Annotated in this window: 15 protein-coding genes (1 of these 15 running past the window's edge); 11 read left to right on the forward strand and 4 right to left on the reverse strand. The window is 70.4% G+C overall.

Annotated features, from left to right (window positions below; genetic code table 11):
- Positions 1–11: 11 nt before the first annotated feature.
- Positions 12–512, reverse strand: coding sequence for a cysteine dioxygenase (locus OG729_RS23875; protein ID WP_405808034.1), 501 nt, complete (start codon positions 510–512; stop codon positions 12–14).
- A 663-nt stretch (positions 513–1,175) separates the two neighbouring features.
- Here OG729_RS23875 and OG729_RS23880 point away from each other — a divergent pair.
- The 3 genes from OG729_RS23880 (at position 1,176) to OG729_RS23890 (ending at position 6,915) form a co-directional block, all read left to right on the forward strand.
- A complete protein-coding gene (locus tag OG729_RS23880; RefSeq protein WP_023541320.1) occupies positions 1,176–1,439 on the forward strand; it encodes a WhiB family transcriptional regulator in 264 nt (87 codons plus the stop codon).
- A gap of 182 nt (positions 1,440–1,621) precedes the next feature.
- On the forward strand, positions 1,622–5,335 hold the full coding sequence (locus tag OG729_RS23885) for a glycosyltransferase (protein ID WP_405808035.1): 3,714 nt from the start codon (positions 1,622–1,624) through the stop codon (positions 5,333–5,335).
- Positions 5,332–6,915, forward strand: coding sequence for a DUF5719 family protein (locus OG729_RS23890; protein ID WP_405808036.1), 1,584 nt, complete (start codon positions 5,332–5,334; stop codon positions 6,913–6,915). The genes OG729_RS23885 and OG729_RS23890 overlap by 4 nt, the downstream gene beginning before the upstream one ends.
- A 142-nt stretch (positions 6,916–7,057) precedes the next feature.
- Here OG729_RS23890 and OG729_RS23895 read toward each other — a convergent pair whose 3' ends face one another.
- A complete protein-coding gene (locus OG729_RS23895) occupies positions 7,058–7,486 on the reverse strand; it encodes a metallopeptidase family protein (RefSeq protein WP_360882024.1) in 429 nt (142 codons plus the stop codon).
- A gap of 274 nt (positions 7,487–7,760) precedes the next feature.
- On the opposite strand from OG729_RS23895, the gene OG729_RS23900 reads away from it, so the two are divergent.
- From OG729_RS23900 to OG729_RS23925, 6 genes are all read left to right on the forward strand, one after another.
- A complete protein-coding gene (locus OG729_RS23900; RefSeq protein ID WP_360882022.1) occupies positions 7,761–8,186 on the forward strand; it encodes a DUF3499 domain-containing protein in 426 nt (141 codons plus the stop codon).
- A gap of 240 nt (positions 8,187–8,426) precedes the next feature.
- Positions 8,427–9,791, forward strand: a complete 1,365-nt coding sequence (locus OG729_RS23905; RefSeq protein WP_405808037.1) for a phosphomannomutase/phosphoglucomutase — start codon at positions 8,427–8,429, stop codon at positions 9,789–9,791.
- A gap of 276 nt (positions 9,792–10,067) precedes the next feature.
- Positions 10,068–10,250, forward strand: coding sequence for a Trm112 family protein (locus OG729_RS23910; protein ID WP_360882018.1), 183 nt, complete (start codon positions 10,068–10,070; stop codon positions 10,248–10,250).
- A 33-nt stretch (positions 10,251–10,283) separates the two neighbouring features.
- Positions 10,284–11,420 carry an SIS domain-containing protein gene (locus tag OG729_RS23915; RefSeq protein WP_405808038.1) on the forward strand — a complete coding sequence of 379 codons (1,137 nt, stop codon included), beginning with the start codon at positions 10,284–10,286 and terminating at the stop codon, positions 11,418–11,420.
- A gap of 138 nt (positions 11,421–11,558) precedes the next feature.
- Positions 11,559–12,734 (forward strand): mannose-6-phosphate isomerase, class I, encoded by a 1,176-nt coding sequence (gene manA / locus OG729_RS23920; protein ID WP_405808039.1) that lies wholly within the window; start codon positions 11,559–11,561, stop codon positions 12,732–12,734.
- 157 nt (positions 12,735–12,891) lie between these two features.
- Positions 12,892–13,869, forward strand: coding sequence for a cation diffusion facilitator family transporter (locus tag OG729_RS23925; protein ID WP_405808040.1), 978 nt, complete (start codon positions 12,892–12,894; stop codon positions 13,867–13,869).
- A 167-nt stretch (positions 13,870–14,036) separates the two neighbouring features.
- On the opposite strand, the gene OG729_RS23930 is transcribed toward OG729_RS23925, so the two are convergent.
- Positions 14,037–16,121, reverse strand: coding sequence for a fructose-specific PTS transporter subunit EIIC (locus OG729_RS23930; protein WP_405808041.1), 2,085 nt, complete (start codon positions 16,119–16,121; stop codon positions 14,037–14,039).
- Positions 16,122–16,483: 362 nt separating this feature from the next.
- On the opposite strand from OG729_RS23930, the gene ahcY reads away from it, so the two are divergent.
- Positions 16,484–17,941: an adenosylhomocysteinase gene (ahcY, locus tag OG729_RS23935; RefSeq protein ID WP_405808042.1), complete on the forward strand. Its 1,458-nt coding sequence runs from the start codon at positions 16,484–16,486 to the stop codon at positions 17,939–17,941.
- Between the two features lie 156 nt (positions 17,942–18,097).
- Entirely contained in the window at positions 18,098–18,712 is a 615-nt protein-coding gene (locus OG729_RS23940; protein WP_360885432.1) for a hypothetical protein, read from the forward strand.
- Positions 18,713–18,810: 98 nt separating this feature from the next.
- Here the strand turns inward: OG729_RS23940 and OG729_RS23945 are convergent, their stop codons facing one another.
- On the reverse strand, positions 18,811–19,287 hold the 3' portion of the coding sequence (locus tag OG729_RS23945; RefSeq protein WP_405808043.1) for an RDD family protein. Its footprint extends 498 nt past the window's final position; only the last 477 of its 975 coding nucleotides appear in the window; its start codon lies beyond the right edge, outside the window; it ends in the stop codon at positions 18,811–18,813.

Here is a 19,287-nt window from a genome sequence, read left to right on the forward strand (position 1 = left end):
CGACGGGCTTGTCAGGCGGGTACGACGTCCCGGTCGGCCGGGGAGCACTGGGAGCTGTGCATCGGCATATCGGTCAGACCCGGGTAGTAGATGTGCAGGCTGACCGCGGGCTCGAGCGAATCGTTGACCACTTCGTGCACATAGCCCGGCGCGAACACGCGCTGCGAGCCTGCCGCGAGTGACCGTGACGTCCGCTCGGTGCGCTCGGTGAGCTCGCCGTCGAGGACGGTCAGCACTCCGGAGGAGAGGCCGTGGTCGTGCAGTCCGCTGCCCTGCCCCGGGACCCAGGACAGCAGCCACACCTCGTAGCCGGGGCCGGTGTGCAGCCGGTGGTACCAGCGGGTGGTGCTGTCGTACTGGACGAGGTGGGCCCACTGCGCACGGTCGTCGGCGATGGAGCGGGCCAGCCCGACGAAGTCGGCGACGGTCGCCGGGTGCTCGCGGGCGGGCTGGAGAAGGTGCTGTACGGCGAGGATGTCGCCGGCAATCTGGAGGTCGCTGTCGCTGTTCATGGGTGCGGTGGTTCCTCGGCAGAGAACGTGCAGTGCTGGGGTGTCGCAGGACTCGCGGGCTGAGCTACATGCGAAGAGATGCTGGAGCGCTACGGCGCATCAACAGCTGGAACAGCAACAGCGGGCCTGGACAGCGCTGCGGAACCCACGGAGGGGGGTCGCGGAGTGCACTGAGGTCGCTGGCATGTCATCAAAGGTGACGGTTGGCCTCTTTGCTTGTCAACTCAATGACCGATTTGGTGGCAATGTTTCACCTCATCCGGTTACGGCGTCCGGAGAAAGGTTTGTGCGGCGGTGGTCGCGGAGACATGGCGCTGCAACCGCGCTCGTAAACGCCGCCGCGCTCCCGTGATCGGATTGTGATCCGGATCGCTTCAGTGGCCAGATCGCAACAAGATCGAACCCTGCGGCGTCCTTCCTCGTGAGCCGCCCATGAGTGGCTGGTGGGGAGGGAGCGCGGGCAGGCCGCTGGCATGTGTCAGGTTTTTGGTGATTTGAACACTTTCCGCATAGCCTTGGTTCCACAGAGTGAATACCGGGCCCAATAGCAGATCTCGGCTTGACTGGCCCGGATCCACGCACTTGTAATTTCACTCGTGTCGTTCGGCCGAAATCGATAGCTGCGACATCACGGGGACGCAAAAAGACAGACGAGGGGCGCACATGACCGAGCTGTTCGAACAACTGCTGGTCGAGGACGCGGACGAGGAACTCGGCTGGCAGGAGCGCGCGTTGTGCGCCCAGACCGATCCCGAGTCCTTCTTCCCCGAGAAGGGCGGATCCACCCGCGAGGCCAAGAAGGTCTGCCTCGCCTGCGAAGTCCGCTCCGAATGCCTTGAGTACGCCCTCGCCAACGACGAGCGATTCGGCATCTGGGGCGGCCTGTCCGAGCGCGAACGCCGCCGGCTGAAGAAGGCCGCCGTCTGAAACCCGACCCGGCACCCGCGGCCCGACCAAACACCACAACCACGTACGTAAACCACGGTCCGCCGACTGCATCCTCACCGCAGTCGGCGGACCGCTCTCGTGCCAGCCGTTAGTGTGGGGCCCCGTCAAAGACGCTCCAACGCCCCTACGGGGCGACCCCCGGCCGGAGGGCCCGTACCTCAATGTCCGCCACCACAGCCGCGTTCGCCCCCGCACAGCCGCCCGAGTTCCCGCGGCATGTCGTCACCGCCGTGCTCGTCTCCCACGACGGCGCGCGCTGGCTCCCCGACGCCCTCGCCGGACTTCTCGGCCAGGAACGCCCCGTCCAGAACGTCATCGCCGCCGACACCGGCAGCGCCGACGACTCCGCGCGGCTGATCACCGAGGCACTCGGCGCCGAGCGCGTACTGCACCTCGCCCGCCGCACCGGTTTCGGCGCCGCCGTCGACGAGGCGGCCCGCACGGCCGGCGTCCTCACCCCCGACGACCTGCCCTATCTGAAGCGGCCCAGCGGCTGGGACCCGGTCAGCAGGACATGGCGCGACGACGCGTACGACATGCCCGAACTCCCCTACGGCGAACCCGTCCAGTGGCTGTGGCTGCTCCACGACGACTGCGCGCCCGCCCCCGACGCTCTCGCCGAGCTGCTGCGCGTCGCCGACTCCGACGAGTACGCCGCCATCGTCGGACCCAAACTCCGCGGCTGGTACGACCGCAAGCAGCTCCTCGAAGCAGGCGTCTCCATCGCCAACAGCGGACGCCGCTGGACCGGACTCGACCGCCGCGAACAGGACCAGGGACAGCACGACCAGATCCGCTCCGTACTGTCCGTGTCCTCCGCCGGCATGCTCATCCGCCGCGACGTCTTCGACCAGCTCGGCGGCTTCGACCGGCGACTGCCCCTCATGCGCGACGACGTCGACCTGTGCTGGCGCGCCCACTCCGCGGGACACCGCGTCCTCATCGCCCCCGACGCCGTCATGCGGCACGCCGAGGCCGCCGCCCGCGAACGCCGCACAGTCGACTGCGCAGGCCGTTCCGTCGCCAGCCCGCACCGCGTCGACAAGGCGGGCGCCGTCTACACCCTCCTGACCAACGCACGTGGCGCCGTCTTCCCCTACGTACTGCTGCGCATCGTGTTCGGCACCCTGCTGCGCACGCTCGCGTATCTCGTCGGCAAGGCACCCGGCCAGGCCGTCGATGAAGTCATGGGGCTCTTCGGCGTCCTATTGAGGCCCGAGCGGATCATCGCGGGGCGCCGCAGACGATCGCAGCGAGCCGTCGAGGCGAGCGAACTGCGACCGCTCTTCCCGCCGCCCGGCGCGACCGTCCGCGCCACCGTCGAACAGGTCGCCGGCCACATCGGCGGCGGTTCCGACTCCGACTCGGGCGGCTCCCGGCACGGCGCCGTGGAATCGGGACCCGGCGGGGACGACGCGGACTTCCTGGAGATCGAGCAGTTCGCACGGCTGAAGAAGATCGCCCGCAAGCCGGGTCCTCTTCTCTTCGCCGTACTGCTCCTCGTCTCGCTCGTCGCCTGCCGTGGCCTCTTCGGCGGCGGATCGCTGGCCGGCGGCGCACTGCTGCCAGCCCCCGCCGACGTCTTTGACCTCTGGTCCCGCTACGCCGACAACTGGCACCCCCTCGGCACCGGCGGCACCCAGACCGCACCCCCCTATCTCGCGGTGCTCGCGATCCTGGCCACGCTCTTCCTCGGCTCCACCGGCTTCGCGCTCACTGTGCTGCTCGTCTGCTCGGTGCCGCTCGCCGGGCTCACCGCCTACTTCGCATCCCGCCCCCTCGTGGAATCCCGGCTGCTGCGGGCCTGGGCGAGCATCGCGTACGCCTTCCTGCCCGCCGCGACCGGCGCACTCGCCGGCGGCCGGCTCGGCACGGCCGTCCTCGCGATCCTGCTGCCGCTCATCGCCCGCGCGGGCGCCGCGGCCCACGGTCTGCGCAGCACCGGCAGTGGACGCCCGAGCTGGCGGGCCACCTGGGCATACGCACTCCTGCTCACCTTCACCATGGCGTTCACGCCCATCGTGTGGCCGCTCGCGCTCGTGCTGGGCATCGCCGTCCTCGTACTGCGCCGCGACGACATCACGGCGTACGGGCTGCGCTTCGTTGCCGCCGTCGGCACCCCGCTGCTCGTCCTCGCACCCTGGTCGCTCACCCTGCTGACCAGTCCGTCCGCCTTCTTCCGCGAGGCCGGACTCGAATTCGGCACCGGGTCGGCGAGCGCGCTCGACCTCCTCGGCATCAGCCCGGGCGGACCCAAGGCCGCGGGCGGCATCCTGCTCATCGGCATCGTGCTCGCGGCACTCGCCGCCCTGCTGCGCGGAGAGCGGCAGTTCGCGATCCGCGCAGCCTGGGCCGTCGCCCTCATCGCGCTGATCTTCGCGGTGATCGCGAACGGCTCGGCATGGGCGGGACCCGCCACCCTCGTCTACGGAATCGCCCTCCTCACCGCGGCCGTCCTCGGCGCCGAAGGCGGCCGGGAACGCGTCGCCGCCCAGAGCTTCGGCTGGCGCCAGCCGGTCGCCGGGCTCATCGCGCTCGCGGCCGGCCTCGCCCCCCTCCTCGCCGCGGGCAACTGGATGCTCAACGGTGCGACGGGCCCCCTGTCGCGGCGCGACCCCGTTCAGGTCCCCGCCTTCGTCGCCGAGGAGAGCGACACCCGTGACCAGCCGCGCACCCTCGTGCTCGGCGGCACCTCCCCGGCCAAGGTCTCGTACACCCTCGTACGCGGCTCCGGCGGCCGCCTCGGTGACGCCGAGCTCGCCGAAGCGGGCGGCAGCGACGCCCGGCTCGACAAGATCGTCGCGAACCTCGTCGCGGGCTCCGGCGCCGACCAGACCAGCCAGCTCAGCGGCTTTGCCATCCGCTACGTACTCGTACGCGACGGAGCACCCCGCCAGACCAGCCGCGTCCTGGACGCGACGCCCGGCCTGAGCCGCCTCAGTCAGCTCGACGGCAGCGCACTGTGGCGGGTCGACCGCCAGGTCGCCCGGGCCACCATCGTCACCGGCAAGGGGGATCCGCTGCCCGTCGCGTCCGACGCCGTCGAGGCGCACGCCAAGATCCCGGCCGGCGAATCCGGGCGGGTGCTGCGCATCGCGGACCGCGCGGACGAGGGCTGGCAGGCCACTCTCGACGGCCGCGAGCTGAACAAGACGGTCGTCGACGGCTGGGCCCAGGGCTTCGAACTCCCCGCCGGGGGCGGCCGGCTGGACCTGACGTACGAGGACCCCGCCACCCACACCGGCTGGATCTGGGCGCAGGGCGGGCTCGCGCTGGTGCTGGTGGTGCTCGCACTGCCGGGCAGGCGGCGGGAGTTCGACGACGACCTGCCGGAAGAGGAGATCGCGGTACCGGCGCAGCCCGTGGCGGGCGAGGGGCGCCGGGCACGCAGGCTGCGCGCTCAGGCGGAGGCGGAGGCGGAGCTGGAAACGGAGGCGGGTGCTGCGGACGCTGCCGTGGCTGCCGATGCGTACGCCCAATTCTCCGCCGAACAGGACGTCTTCGTGCAGCAGCAGCAACAACAACCGCAGGAACCGGCGTCGCCGTACGCGGCTGTGCCCCAGCAGCAGTACGGCGAGTGGGACGCACAGTCGTACACGGATGCCGGATATGCCGCCCCGTACGCCAACGAGCAGTACCAGTACGGCAATGGGCAGTACGCAGGCGAGCAGCATGGCGCCGAGCAGTACGGCGGTGAGCAGTACAGCGGTGAGCAGTACCAGCAACAGCCGTATCAGGCCGGCCAGTACCAGGACCCGTACCAGACGGCGCCGTACGCGGACGGGCAGTACGACCCCTACGCCTACGGTGAGACCAACCAGCACCCCGACCCGAACGGCAACCCCGGCAACGCAACGCGAGGCGAGTCAGAGTGAACCGCACCACCATCTCCCTGCTCGCCGCCACCACCGCACTCGCCGCCGTGACCGGACTCGCCGCGCTGACCGCTCCCGACGGCGGCGCGGCGACGGAGGCGAAGGCCCCGGCGCGGCTGCCTGTCGAACGCTCCAGCCTGCTCTGCCCCGCGCCGAGCAGCTCCGAGCTCGCTCAGACGCAGTACACCTCCTTCACCCCGGCCGGGAAGTCGGCCGACGCGAAGGGCGGAACGGCCGAACTGAAGGCGTCCACGGCGGTGTTGACCGACCCCGGCTCTGCGACGCCCAAGAAGGACGAGACCAAGAAGAAGGACGGGGCCAAGAAGGGCACCGCCGCAGCGAAGGGTGACGCGGCGAAGGGGGCGAAGAAGCCGGCGCCGGACAAGGCGGTGCTCGCGCTGAAGGAGCCCGGCAAGCCCGTCGGCGCCGAGGCCGGCGGCGGCGACGCCCCCGCCCTCGTCGGCACCGCCACCGGGCGCCTCGCGCCGGGCTGGACCGCCCAGCAGACCACCACGGTGACCGCGGGCAGCGCGCGCGGCGTGCTGGGAGTCGGCTGCACCGGCCCGGACACCGACTTCTGGTTCCCCGGCGTGTCCACGGCCGAGAACCGCCAGGACTATGTCCACCTCACCAACCCGGACGCCACCGCGGCCGTCGCCGACATCGAGCTCTACGGCAAGGACGGGGCCCTCAAGACCACGCTGACCGAGGGCATCCCGGTCCCGGCCGGATCCAGCGTCCCGGTTCTGCTGTCCACGCTGACCTCCGAGACGACCGCGGATGTGACGGTCCATGTCACCACCCGTACGGGCCGCGTGGGCGCGGTGGTGCGGGCCGCCGAGGACAAGACGGGCAGCGACTGGCTGACCGCATCGGCCGACCCGTCGGGCACGGCGGTGCTGCCGGGCATCCCGGCGGACGCCACCTCGGTACGCCTGGTGGTCTTCGCGCCCGGTGACGACGACGCCGATCTGAAGGTGCAACTCGCGGGCGCCACCGGCAGGATCACCCCGGCCGGACACGAGACGGTGCACGTCAAGTCGGGGATGACCACGAGCGTCGACCTCCTGGACGTCACCAAGGGCGAGGCCGGATCCCTGATCCTCAGCCCGTCCCAGAGCGGCCGGGCCACCCCGGTGGTCGCGGCGCTGCGCGTCGTACGCGGCAAGGGCGACAAGCAGGAGGTGGCCTTCATCCCGGCGACCGCACCGGTGGGGGAGCGGGCGACCGCGGCCGACAACCGGGCCAAGGGCTCGACGCTCGCGCTGACGGCGCCGGGTGCGGCCGCCCAGGTGAAGGTCACGGCGTCGGCGGGCACCGAGGGCGGCACCCCGGTCGTCAAGACGTACACGGTCAAGGCAGGTACGACGCTGGCCGTCACCCCGCCGGTGCCGGCCGGGCTCAAGGGTTCGTACGCGCTGACCGTCGAAACGCAGTCGGGCGGCCCGGTGCACGCGTCGCGGATGCTGGCGCTGCCGCAGGACGGCATCCAGATGTTCACGGTGCAGACGCTGCCGGACGACCGGGGGACGGTGGCGGTGCCGGAGGCCGAGCAGGATCTGTCGGTACTGGACGACTGACCGCCTGACCACCTGACCGACTCACGGCGGTGGTCGTCCGGCTGACAGATGCCGAAATCTGTCAGCCGCAATCTGTCACCAGCCGTAGGCGTAGCCGTAACCGGTCGGTCGTTCAGTGCGGTCTGCGGTCTGCGGCCTGCGATCAGTCCTGGCCGTACCGCGGATCCACCGACTCCGGCGCCAGCCCCAGCAGCTCCGCGACCTGTTCCACGACCACCTCGTGCACCAGCATCGCCCGCTCGTCGCGGGTCTTCGTGCGAATCTCCACAGGCCGCCGGTAGACCACGATCTGGGCGGGCCGTCCCTTGTTCGCGGCGAGCGAGGTGCCCAGCGGCACCGTCTCCTCCGGCGCGCCCGGCACGTCCAGTACGAGAAAGTCCACGTCTGCCAGTTGCGGCCAGCGCCGTTCCAGTCGCTCCACCGAGTCCTGCACGAGGTCGCGGAAGGACTCGGCGCGGCTCGCGGCAAGGGGTACCTGGGGAGGCGCGACGGGCCCGCGCATGCCGCGGCCGTGGCGGTCTCGGCGGCGGGGTCGCGGCCCCGACGGCGGGGGCGGTACAGGACTGTCCATCACTGACGCAGCGTAGCTCTCCGGGGGGCGTGGCGATCGACTGCGCGCGCCGGGTCGAAAGGTTGTCGTTAATTGAACATTCCGGCCAAGCTTGGGCCCGATTGCATATCTCACTGCGATCGCCGATCTCATTGTGAATGACCTCATTTACGCCAAGTCATGACCGAATCGCTGGCGGTCGTCGCTTGCGGGCTTCTCTTTCCGTGCAGGTCAGGGCAGTTGCTCGGGGAGCGGTCGGAGAGGACCTCGCACCACGACACGGTGGAGTGACCTGGTGGAGAGTCGTCGCAGCCCGCTCAAGAGTGCGGTACCGTCCAACGTCGTGAGCCCTGTACGTCGCTGTTCGCGCACCGCGTGCGGCCGCCCTGCCGTCGCGACACTGACGTACGTCTATGCCGATTCGACCGCGGTCCTCGGCCCCCTCGCCACCTATGCCGAGCCCCACTGCTACGACCTGTGCGCCGAGCACGGTGAGCGGCTGACCGCCCCGCGCGGCTGGGAGGTCGTGCGGCTCACCGACGGCTCCGCCCCGGCCCGCCCCAGTGGTGACGACCTCGAGGCGCTCGCCAATGCGGTACGTGAGGCGGCGCGCCCCCAGGGCCGGACCGCCGAGGCCGGTGCGCAGAACGGCCGCCGGGCGGACCCGAGGGAGGTCGCGCGCCGCGGCCATCTGCGGGTGCTGCGTTCCCCGGACTCCTGACCGCGTTCCCGGCCAACCATGTCTCGGCCCAACTTGCGGACATCGGGGCGGCGTTGACCGGCCAGGCGGCAGTCATCGGCCCTTTCGTGGCCACGGTGGACGTGGGCCTGTCGCCCGAGCTGTCGGCGGTGGCCGCAGCGCACTCCGTACAAGCGGCACCGGTCGTGATGCTCGCTTGGTTCGGGCGGGTACTTTGAGGTGACCGCAGTGACCTCAGGAGACTTCAGGAGGGTTGGGCCCGTGACTGCTGATCTGTCGCAGATCGTGAAGGCGTACGACGTCCGCGGGGTGGTGCCGGATCAGTGGGACGAGGCGCTGGCCGAGCTTTTCGGGGCGGCGTTCGTCCAGGTGACGGGGGCCGAGGCGATCGTCGTCGGCCATGACATGAGGCCTTCGTCGCCGGGGCTCTCGGGCGCGTTCGCTCGCGGGGCGGCGGCCAGGGGCGCGGATGTGACGCTGATCGGGCTGTGCTCGACCGACCAGCTGTACTTCGCGTCGGGCCACTTCGGCCTGCCGGGCGCGATGTTCACGGCCTCGCACAACCCGGCGCAGTACAACGGCATCAAGATGTGCCGGGCGGGCGCGGCGCCGGTGGGCCAGGACACGGGCCTCGCCGACATCCGCGCGCTGGTCGAGTCCTGGTCCGGGCAGGGGGCGCCGGAGCCCGCGGCCGAGCGGGGCACGGTGACCGAGCGCGACACGCTGACGGACTACGCCGCGTACCTGCTGTCCCTGGTGGATCTGTCGCGGATGCGTCCGCTGAAGGTCGTGGTGGACGCGGGCAACGGCATGGGCGGCCACACCGTCCCTACCGTCATCCAGTCCCTCCCCGTCACGCTCGTACCGATGTACTTCGAGCTGGACGGCACCTTCCCCAACCACGAGGCGAACCCGCTGGACCCGGCGAACATCGTCGACCTGCAGGCCCGCGTCCGGTCCGAGGGCGCGGACCTGGGCCTGGCGTTCGACGGGGACGCGGACCGCTGCTTCGTCGTGGACGAGCGGGGCGAGGGCATCTCGCCGTCGGCGATCACGGCGCTGGTCGCGGCGCGCGAACTGGCGAAGCACCCCGGCGGCACGGTGATCCACAACCTGATCACGTCATGGTCGGTTCCGGAGGTCGTACGCGAGAACGGCGGCACCCCGGTCCGTACCCGGGTCGGCCACTCCTTCATCAAGGAGGAGATGGCCCGTACGGGAGCGATCTTCGGCGGCGAGCACTCGGCGCACTACTACTTCCGCGACTTCTGGAACGCGGACACGGGCATGCTCGCGGCCCTCCACGTCCTGGCGGCCCTGGGCTCGCAGGACGGCCCGTTGTCGGCGCTGGTCGCGCAGTACGACCGGTACAAGGCCTCGGGCGAGATCAACTCCACGGTCGACGACCAGGCGGGCCGCATGGCGGCGGTGAAGGCGGCGTTCGCGTCGCGCGAGGGCGTGACGATCGACGAACTGGACGGCCTGACGGTCTCGACCGAGGACTGGTGGTTCAACCTCCGCCCGTCGAACACGGAACCGCTGCTGCGCCTGAATGTGGAGGCACGGGACGAGCCGACGATGGCGAAGGCGCGGGACGAGGTGCTGGGGTTGGTACGGGGAGCGTGAGGGGCCGCCATCCGGGTGCCGCGCGGGGCACCCGGCCGGACGGTCCGGGCCGGCGAGCGGCGCGGTGCCCGGCGCGGAGCCGCACAGCTCCCGGGGTCCGGGACGGAGCCACGGTTTCGGGGAGGGACGGGGGTGGGGGAACCGCCCCCGTACCCCCAGAACGCGCCGCACCCCGCCCCCCAGCGGTACGCTGACGTGGCCCAATCCACCACGCCGCGACCCCTCGTTCGACACGCGACGTACGACGCGCCACGCCCCCGAAGGGACACCCCGCACATGCCGCTCGAAGCCGGCCTCCTCGAGATCCTCGCCTGCCCGGCCTGCCACGCCCCTCTCACCGACCGCACGGCAGCCGACACGCCCGAGCTGATCTGCACCGGCAAGGACTGCGGCCTGGCCTACCCGGTACGGGACGGTATCCCCGTCCTCCTCGTCGACGAGGCACGCCGTCCCGCCTGACCCACCACCGCACGGCATCGGAGGCCAAACCCCATGCTCGACGAGTCGCTCCTCGACGCCCCGGAAGCCCTCGCCCGCGCCGATCGCCGAGGACTGCTCCGAGGCGCCGCCGAGGCCGGGGCGCGTGTACGCACCGCCGCCCGGCACGCCGCCGAGGCCGGTATCGCCGAGCTCAAACCCGAGGGTCGCCCCCGCGCCGTCCTCGTCGCGGGCCCCGGCACCGCAGCCACCGGCGTCGCCGACCTGATCGGCGCCCTGGCCGGCGCCTCCGCCCCGGTGACCCGGCTCCACCCGACCGGCGTCGCCCCCGCCGCCGGCGCCCTGCGCTGGGCGCTCCCCGGCTGGGCGGGCTCCGTGGACCTCCTCCTCATCGCGACCATCGACGGCAGCGAAGCGGGCCTCGCGCTCCTCGCCGAGCAGGCGTACCGCCGCGGCTGCACCGTCGTCGCCGTCGCCCCCCAACGCTCCCCGCTCTCCGAGGCCGTCGACGGCACACACGGCCTGGTCGTCCCCATGGCCGCTGCTCCGCACGAGATGTACGAGGAGACGCAGTCGGCGAGCCCGGGCGCGCTGTGGGCCCTGCTCACGCCGCTCCTGGTCCTCCTCGACCGGGTCGGCCTGCTCGAAGCACCCCCGGAGGCCCTCGCCAAGGTCGCCGACCGCCTCGACCTCGCCGCCGAACGGTGCGGCCCGGCCATCGCGACGTACAGCAATCCGGCCAAGACCCTCGCCGCCGAGCTCGCCGACAGCCTTCCGCTCATCTGGACGGAGGGGGACGGTGCCGCCCCGGCAGGCCGCCGCTTCGCCGCCGTACTGGCCGAGCTGGCCGGCCTCCCCGCCCTCGCCGCCACGCTCCCCGAGGCGCTCCCCGCCCACGGCGTGCTCCTCGCGGGCGACTTCGCGGCCGGCGCCGACCCCGAGGACTTCTTCCGCGACCGCGTGGAGGAGCAGCAGGCGCTCCGGGCCCGTGTCGTACTGCTGCGTGACCGGACTGCCGGCAGTCTGACCGCCGCGCCCGCCGCCCGCGAACTGGCGCTCAGTCACGACACAGCGATCAGCGAGCTCGAACCGGAGGACGGCACCGAGCTGGAGTCGATCGCCGAACTCCTCGCCGTGACCGACTTCGCGACCATCTATCTGGCCCTGGCGGCCTCCGGCATCCCGACGTAACAAAAGCACCGGCACGGGACGCAAAGACCCGGCGAAGCACAGAGCCCCGGCGCGAAGCACAACCGGCGCGAAAAGAGTCGGCAAGGGCCCGGCCGCAACCGGAAGAACCAGAACGGACCAGGAAGAAAACAGGGAGCAATGGACCGCCTCTCCAACACCTTGCGCCCCTACGCCTGGGGCTCCACGACCGCCATCCCGGAACTGCTGGGCATCGCCCCCACCGGCGAGCCCCAGGCCGAGATGTGGATGGGCGCCCACCCGGGAGCTCCCTCCCGTGTCACCCGTGACACCGACTCACAGCCGCTCTCCGACCTCATTGCCGCCGACCCCGTACGCGAACTCGGCCCCGCGACCGTCGAGAAGTTCGGCCCCCGCCTCCCCTTCCTCCTCAAGATTCTCGCGGCCGGCGCCCCTCTCTCCCTCCAGGTCCACCCGAACCTCGCACAGGCGCAAGAGGGTTACGAAGCGGAGGAGCGCGCGGGTGTCCCCATCGACGCCCCGCACCGCAACTACAAGGACGCCAACCACAAGCCCGAACTGATCTGTGCGCTCACGCCCTTCGACGGCCTGTGCGGTTTCCGTACGCCCCTCGAAGCCGCCGATCTCCTCGCGGGTCTCAACGTGAACTCGCTCAAGCCGTACGTCGACCTGCTGCACGCCCACCCGGAGGAGGCCGCCCTCCGCGAGGTGCTGACCGCGGTGCTGACGGCCGACCCCGAGGAGATGGCGGCCACCGTCACCGAGGCCGCGGCCGCCTGCGAACGGCTCGGCGGCGCCTACGGCCCGTATGCCTCGGTCGCGCACCACTTCCCCGGCGACCCCGGCGTCATCGCCGCGATGCTGCTCAACTACGTCCAACTGCAGCCCGGCGAGGCCCTGTTCCTCGGCGCCGGTGTCCCGCACGCCTATCTGAACGGCCTCGGCGTGGAGATCATGGCCAACTCCGACAACGTGCTGCGCTGCGGACTGACCCCCAAGCATGTGGACGTCCCCGAGTTGCTGCGTATCGTCCGCTTCGAGGCGGGCGACCCGGGCGTTCTGCGCCCCGAGGCCTCGCCCTCCGGTGAAGAGGTCTACGACACCCCGATCGACGAATTCCGCCTCTCCCGCTATGACCTGGCCCCCGGCGCGGCTCCCCTCGACCTGACCGCACCCACCCCGCAGATCCTGCTCTGCACGGCGGGCAGTGTGACGGCGGGCGGCCTGACGCTCGCTCCCGGCGAGTCGGCGTTCGTACCGGCAGGGGACAAGGCGGAGATCTCGGGCGCGAGCGGCGGCCCCGGCACGGTCTTCCGCGCCACCGTGGTGGCCTGACGGTGACGGTGGCGGCGGTGGTGGTGGCTTGGCGAAGGCGTTGAAGGTGGCCTGACGCAGCGCCACCAAGGGCGGCTGCAACAATGGCGCATCGCAAAGACCGGGCAAAGCCCGGGCAGCGGCGACCGACGTAGGTACGAAGGGACATCCGGCACTCATGAGCGCGTCAGGCGGAACCAAGGCGATCGTGGCGGCACTCGCCGCCAATCTCGCAATCGCGGCAGCGAAGTTCGTCGCGTTCCTGTTCAGCGGCTCGTCGTCGATGCTCGCGGAGAGCGTCCACTCGGTCGCCGACTCCGGCAACCAGGGGCTGCTGCTCCTCGGCGGCAAGAAGGCCAAGCGCGAGGCGACCCCTCAGCACCCCTTCGGCTACGGCCGCGAGCGCTACATCTACGCCTTCCTCGTCTCCATCGTGCTCTTCTCGGTCGGCGGCATGTTCGCGATCTACGAGGGCTACGAGAAGATCAAGCACCCGCACGAGATCGAGGCCTGGTACTGGCCGGTCGGCGTCCTCGCCTTCGCGATCATCGCCGAGTCCTTCTCGTTCCGTACGGCCATCAAGGAGTCGAACGAGACGCGCGGCAGTCTCTCCTGGACGGAGTTCGTCCGCCGCGCGAAGGCCCCCGAACTCCCCGTCGTCCTGCTGGAGGACCTGGGCGCGCTGATCGGTCTGGTCCTGGCGCTCGCCGGTGTGGGCACCGCCCTGGCCACGGGCAACGGAGTGTGGGACGGCATCGGCACGCTCTGCATCGGCGTACTGCTGATCCTGATCGCACTCATCCTGGCGGCCGAGACGAAGTCGCTGCTCTTGGGCGAGTCGGCCGGCCCGGACGAGGTCGAGAAGATCAAGGCGGCGGTCGTCGACAGCGACACCGTCACCGGCATCATCCACATGCGTACGCTCCACCTGGGCCCGGAGGAACTGCTGGTCGCGGCCAAGATCGCGGTCAAGCACGACAACACGGCGAGCGAGGTCGCGGATGCGATCAACGCCGCCGAGGACCGCATCCGTAACGCCGTTCCCATTGCGCGCGTGATCTACCTGGAGCCGGACATCTACAGCGAGTCGGCGGCCGCGGCAGGCAGCGACCCGGCAAAGTCCCCGGGCGGCCCGGGCCCGAGCGCGGCGCACTGACCTCCGCCCGTATCCGGCACGAAGACCCGCATGAAGAAGGCCCCCCGCCACCTGGCAGGGGGCTCTTTTCATGCCCTACGCGTACGAGACGCCCTACGCGTACGAGACGCCCTACGCGTACGAGAACGGGGGCAGCGGTGCAGCTGCCCCCGTCTGTCGCGTACTCCCTACTGAATCTCGCCCAGCACCTGGAGAATCGCCGCCTCGTCCGGCGCGGCCGAGATCCGCTCCCGGAAGCCGGTGTCCATGAGCTTGCGCGAGAGCAGCGCCAGGATCCGCAGGTGCTCATCTCCAGCGGCCACTTCCGGCACTGTGATCATGAAGATCAACTTGGCCTTCGTACCGTCGAGCGAGCCCCACTCGACGCCCTCCGCCGACCGCGCGAACCCGACGATCGGCGCGGTGACGGCGTCGGTCTTGGCGTGCGGGATGGCGATCTCCTCGCCGAGCCCGGTGGTGCCCTGGTCCTCGCGGGCGAACGCGGCTGCCACGAGCGCGTCGGGGTCGGCGACCTTGCCGGTCGTGGCGAGCATCGCGGCCATCTCGCGGATGGCGGCGTCCTTGCTGTCGGCGGCGAGCTGGACCTTCACGGTCTGCGCGGTGAGGTACCCGGACAGCACATCGCCCTCGGCCACCGCAGGCGGGGGAGTGGGCGACGTCTCGGTACGTACGGCACCGGAGCCCGCAACGTCAGTACCGGCCCCGAAGCTACCGGCACCGGCCCCGGACCCGACTCCAGCGAGCACCGGCTCGGCAACCACCGCACCCGCGCCGGCGGCCGCAGGCACAAGCGCGGCCGCCCCGCGTTCCCTCCGCTCCTTGATGTCGATCAGCGCATTCGTGGTGATCGCGGTGACGACGGTGCCGATGACAACCGCGAGGAAGAACGTCGGCACGCCGCCCACCGCACCGAGTACGGCCACGATCGGCCCACCGTGCGGAACCGCGTCCTGCACACCGGCCAGACCGGCGCACGCGCCGGCCACCGCACCACCGAGCATGTTCGCCGGAATGACCTGCGCGGGCCTGGCCGCCGCGAACGGAATCGCGCCCTCCGAGATGCCGAACATCCCCATGAACAGCGCGGCCATACCGGTCTCCCGCTCCTGCTCCGAGTAGAGCCGCCGCCTCAGCAGCGTGGCGAGTCCCTGCCCGAGCGGCATGACCGGAATCGCGGCCGCGCACATACCCATGACGGTCTGGTTGCCGGTGGCTATGAGCCCGGCGCCGAAGAGGAAGGCGGTCTTGTTGACCGGCCCGCCCATGTCGAACGCGATCATCAACCCGAGAATCGCGCCCAGCAGGATCGCGCTCGTCCCGGTCATCCCGCTGAGCCAGTCGGTGAGATGCGTGAAGACCCACGAGATCGGCTTGCCGATGACGTAGATGAAGAACAGTCCCAGCGTGGTCGTCGCGACGATCGGGATCACGATGATCGGCATGATCGGCCGGGCGAACTTGGGGACCTTGACCTTCTTGATCCACAACACCAGATACCCGGCCAGGAACCCGGTGACGATGGCTCCGATGAACCCGGCGCCCGCCTTTGAGTCGTACAGCTCACCGGTGTTGGCGATCCAGCCACCGATCATGCCCGGCACCAGCGCGGGCCGGTCGCCTATCGCATAGGCGATATAGCCGGACAGGATCGGGATCATCAAGGTGAAGCCGACAACACCGATGGCAAAGATGCGCGCCCAGAACGTTCCCTCCGGGATCGCATAGCCCTTGGACGTGGCATCGCCGCCCAGCGCGAGCGAGATGGCGATCAGCAACCCGCCGACGACCACGAACGGGATCATGTACGAGACGCCGTTCATCAGCGCCTTGTACACGACGCTGCGCTCCTTGCCGCCACCCCCGGTGGTCAGCGACGTGGCGCCGCCGCCCCCGCCTCCGCCCACGCCGCCCGCACCGTGCACCGGCGCGCTCTGCACCTGCTCGATCAGCCGCTCCGGGTGGTGGATGCCCTCGGCGACGCCGACAGCCAGCACCTTCTTCCCCACGAACCGACTGCGGTCGACGTCCTTGTCGGCGGCGATGATGATGCCGTCGGCGTTTTTGACATCGTTGTCAGAGAGCACATTTTCGGCGCCGATGGAGCCTTGAGTCTCCACCTTCATCTCGATGCCGAGGGACTGTGCAGCCTGCGCCAGCTTCTCCGCCGCCATATAGGTGTGGGCGATGCCGGTGGGACAGGCGGTCACTGCGAGCAGCTTCAATGGCCGCTGCTCACTCGCCGGATTTGTCACGTGGGTCTCCTAACGCTTGTGGCGCAGATCGTGCTGATGTTCCCGATCCCCGAGCATGGTGCAGCACGGGGATGCGACATCAATAGCCCAGGTGACCCAACTTCACAGGGTCTCCCCGTGACACGGGATGTGGCCGGATCCCAGCCACAGGCGGGCTGGGGCCCACCCCGTCCGCCGGTGTAGATTCGTGACCAGAGCCAGACGTCGCTGCTGATGGCGGTCGGGCGGTTCCCTATCCGGGACCGGCCGAGGGAGAGAGGGCCTCCGACGGACTGCACTGCGAGCGCCCGGGCATTCCTGTGTCCGCCGCCGCAGAGCCAGCCGTACCCACCCTCGACCCACACCACGAGGAGCAGCTCGCAATGTCGACTGTCGCCACTGGACAGGACTTCAAGGTCTCCGACCTTTCCCTCGCCGCCTTCGGGCGCAAGGAGATCACCCTCGCCGAGCACGAGATGCCCGGCCTGATGTCGATCCGCAAGGAGTACGCCGCCACCAAGCCGCTGGCCGGCGCCCGGATCACCGGTTCGCTGCACATGACCGTGCAGACGGCCGTGCTGATCGAGACCCTGGTCGCCCTCGGCGCCGAGGTGCGCTGGGCGTCCTGCAACATCTTCTCCACCCAGGACCACGCCGCGGCCGCCATCGCCGTCGGCCCCAACGGCACGCCCGAGGCGCCCCAGGGCGTCCCGGTCTTCGCCTGGAAGGGCGAGACGCTGGAGGAGTACTGGTGGTGCACGGAGCAGGCGCTGACCTGGCCCAACACCCCCACCGGCGGCCCGAACATGATCCTCGACGACGGTGGCGACGCCACCCTCCTCGTCCACAAGGGCGTGGAGTTCGAGAAGGCGGGCGCGGCCCCGGACCCCTCGACGGCGGACAGCGAGGAGTACGGCCACATCCTCACCCTGCTGAACCGCACCCTGGGTGAGTCCCCGCAGAAGTGGACCCAGCTGGCGTCCGAGATCCGCGGCGTCACCGAGGAGACCACGACGGGTGTGCACCGGCTGTACGAGATGCACCGTGACGGCACGCTCCTGTTCCCGGCGATCAACGTGAACGACGCTGTCACCAAGTCGAAGTTCGACAACAAGTACGGCTGCCGCCACTCGCTGATCGACGGCATCAACCGTGCCACCGACGTGCTGATCGGTGGCAAGACCGCCGTCGTCTGCGGCTACGGCGATGTGGGCAAGGGCTGCGCGGAGTCCCTGCGCGGCCAGGGCGCACGGGTGATCGTCACCGAGATCGACCCGATCTGCGCGCTGCAGGCGGCGATGGACGGCTACCAGGTCACCACGCTCGACGAGATCGTCGACAAGGCCGACATCTTCGTCACGACCACCGGCAACAAGGACATCATCATGGCCGCGGACATGGCCAAGATGAAGCACCAGGCGATCGTGGGCAACATCGGCCACTTCGACAACGAGATCGACATGGCCGGCCTGGCGCAGATCCCGGGCATCGTCAAGGACGAGGTCAAGCCGCAGGTGCACACCTGGACCTTCCCCGACGGCAAGGTCCTGATCGTGCTCTCCGAGGGCCGTCTGCTGAACCTGGGCAACGCGACCGGTCACCCCTCGTTCGTGATGTCGAACAGCTTCGCGGACCAGACGCTGGCCCAGATCGAGCTGTTCACCAAGCCCGAGGAGTACCCGACCGACGTCTATGTGCTGCCCAAGCACCTGGACGAGAAGGTCGCCCGGCTCCACCTCGACTCGCTCGGCGTGAAGCTGACGACCCTGCGCCCGGAGCAGGCCTCCTACATCGGCGTCGAGGTCGAGGGCCCGTACAAGTCCGACCACTACCGCTACTGATCGGCTACTGACACAGCTGGGCAACCACTCGGCGACAGGTATCAGCGGTACAAGGCAGGCCCCCGCACCCCCGTGTCGGGGGCCTGCCCCATACCCTCCCCGAACGGCTCCGGCTCCACGGCAAGAGCCTCACCGCACAAGGACACCTACGCCCCCATGCCACGCGGCCGCTATTCGCTCCACGATCCGCACGATCACACCCCCCTCGGCGAAGAACACTTCCAGTGCGCCCCCGGCCCCTCCGGCTGGCGCTATGTCTCGCAGATCACCGCCCCCTCCGGCGACCATGCCGGCTCCGTCGACCTGGCCATCGACGAACTCGGCCGCCCCATCCGTCTCGAACTTCACGCCGCGAGCTGGCAGGTCCGCGGTGCCGCCCTCGACGGCGTCACCTGGGTCCGTACCGACCCCACCGGCACCCATGCCACCGAAGGCAATGTCCGCGCCCACGCCTTCACCGGCACATCCCCCGCTTTCCTCGTCGCCACCGCACGTCTCCTGCGTCTCACCCCCGGTTCCCCCGCGACGCGGGTCCGCCTCGTCGCCTTCACGGATCCAGTCCTCGCCCCCCGCACTCTCGATCAGTCCTGGGCCCTGATGAAGAGTGAAGCGCATGCCACTGACAATGGCCCGCTGATGGTGGACGAATACCAGGTCAGCGCCCTGGACACGGGTGAGCAGCACATCGTGCACATCGCCGGCGACGTGGTCCTGGCAGCACCCGGCATCGAACTCGAAGACCTGGAGTCCCCGCCCTCCGTCTTCCCCTGACAGTCCATCGCCCGGCGACAGTCCATCGGCGGGCGGCCGTCGGGCGCCCCCATCGCCAGTTGTCCCCGCCATCGCCCGGTGGCCGTCTGTCCGCCCGACTACGCGGGAGGCGCGAACCCCGTGGCGTGCGGTGTCTGAGCCGCGCCCTGAACCGCCGCCCCCGGCACCCCGACTCCCGTAACCCCCGCGCCCTCCCACGCACCCGGAACATCTCCGCCCGGAGCCACGCGCTGCGGAGTCGCTCCGTCCTGCCGAGCGCGGTCCTGTTGAGTGTGGTCCTGCTGAGTGCGCTCGTCCGGAGTGCGGTCCTGCGGAGTGCGGTGCCCCGCCCCGAATGCCTTCCGCGCATCGCGTGCCTGCCGCTCATTCACCACGGCCGCCAGATACGCGGCCGGCGGTACTCCCGCAGGTGCAGGAGCCCCCGTGCACGCCGCCAGATCACCGGACAGCCGCCCCGCCATCGACCAGCTCACCGCCGGATCCAGCTGCCTCATCCGCGTCAGGTACTGACGTATCGCGAGCCACAGATCGTCCGGCACCCCCGACAGATCAAGCTCGGAGAACCGCCCCACAAG

It is taken from the genome of Streptomyces sp. NBC_00210 (genome assembly GCF_045160975.1).
In the GTDB taxonomy this organism is placed as follows: domain Bacteria; phylum Actinomycetota; class Actinomycetes; order Streptomycetales; family Streptomycetaceae; genus Streptomyces.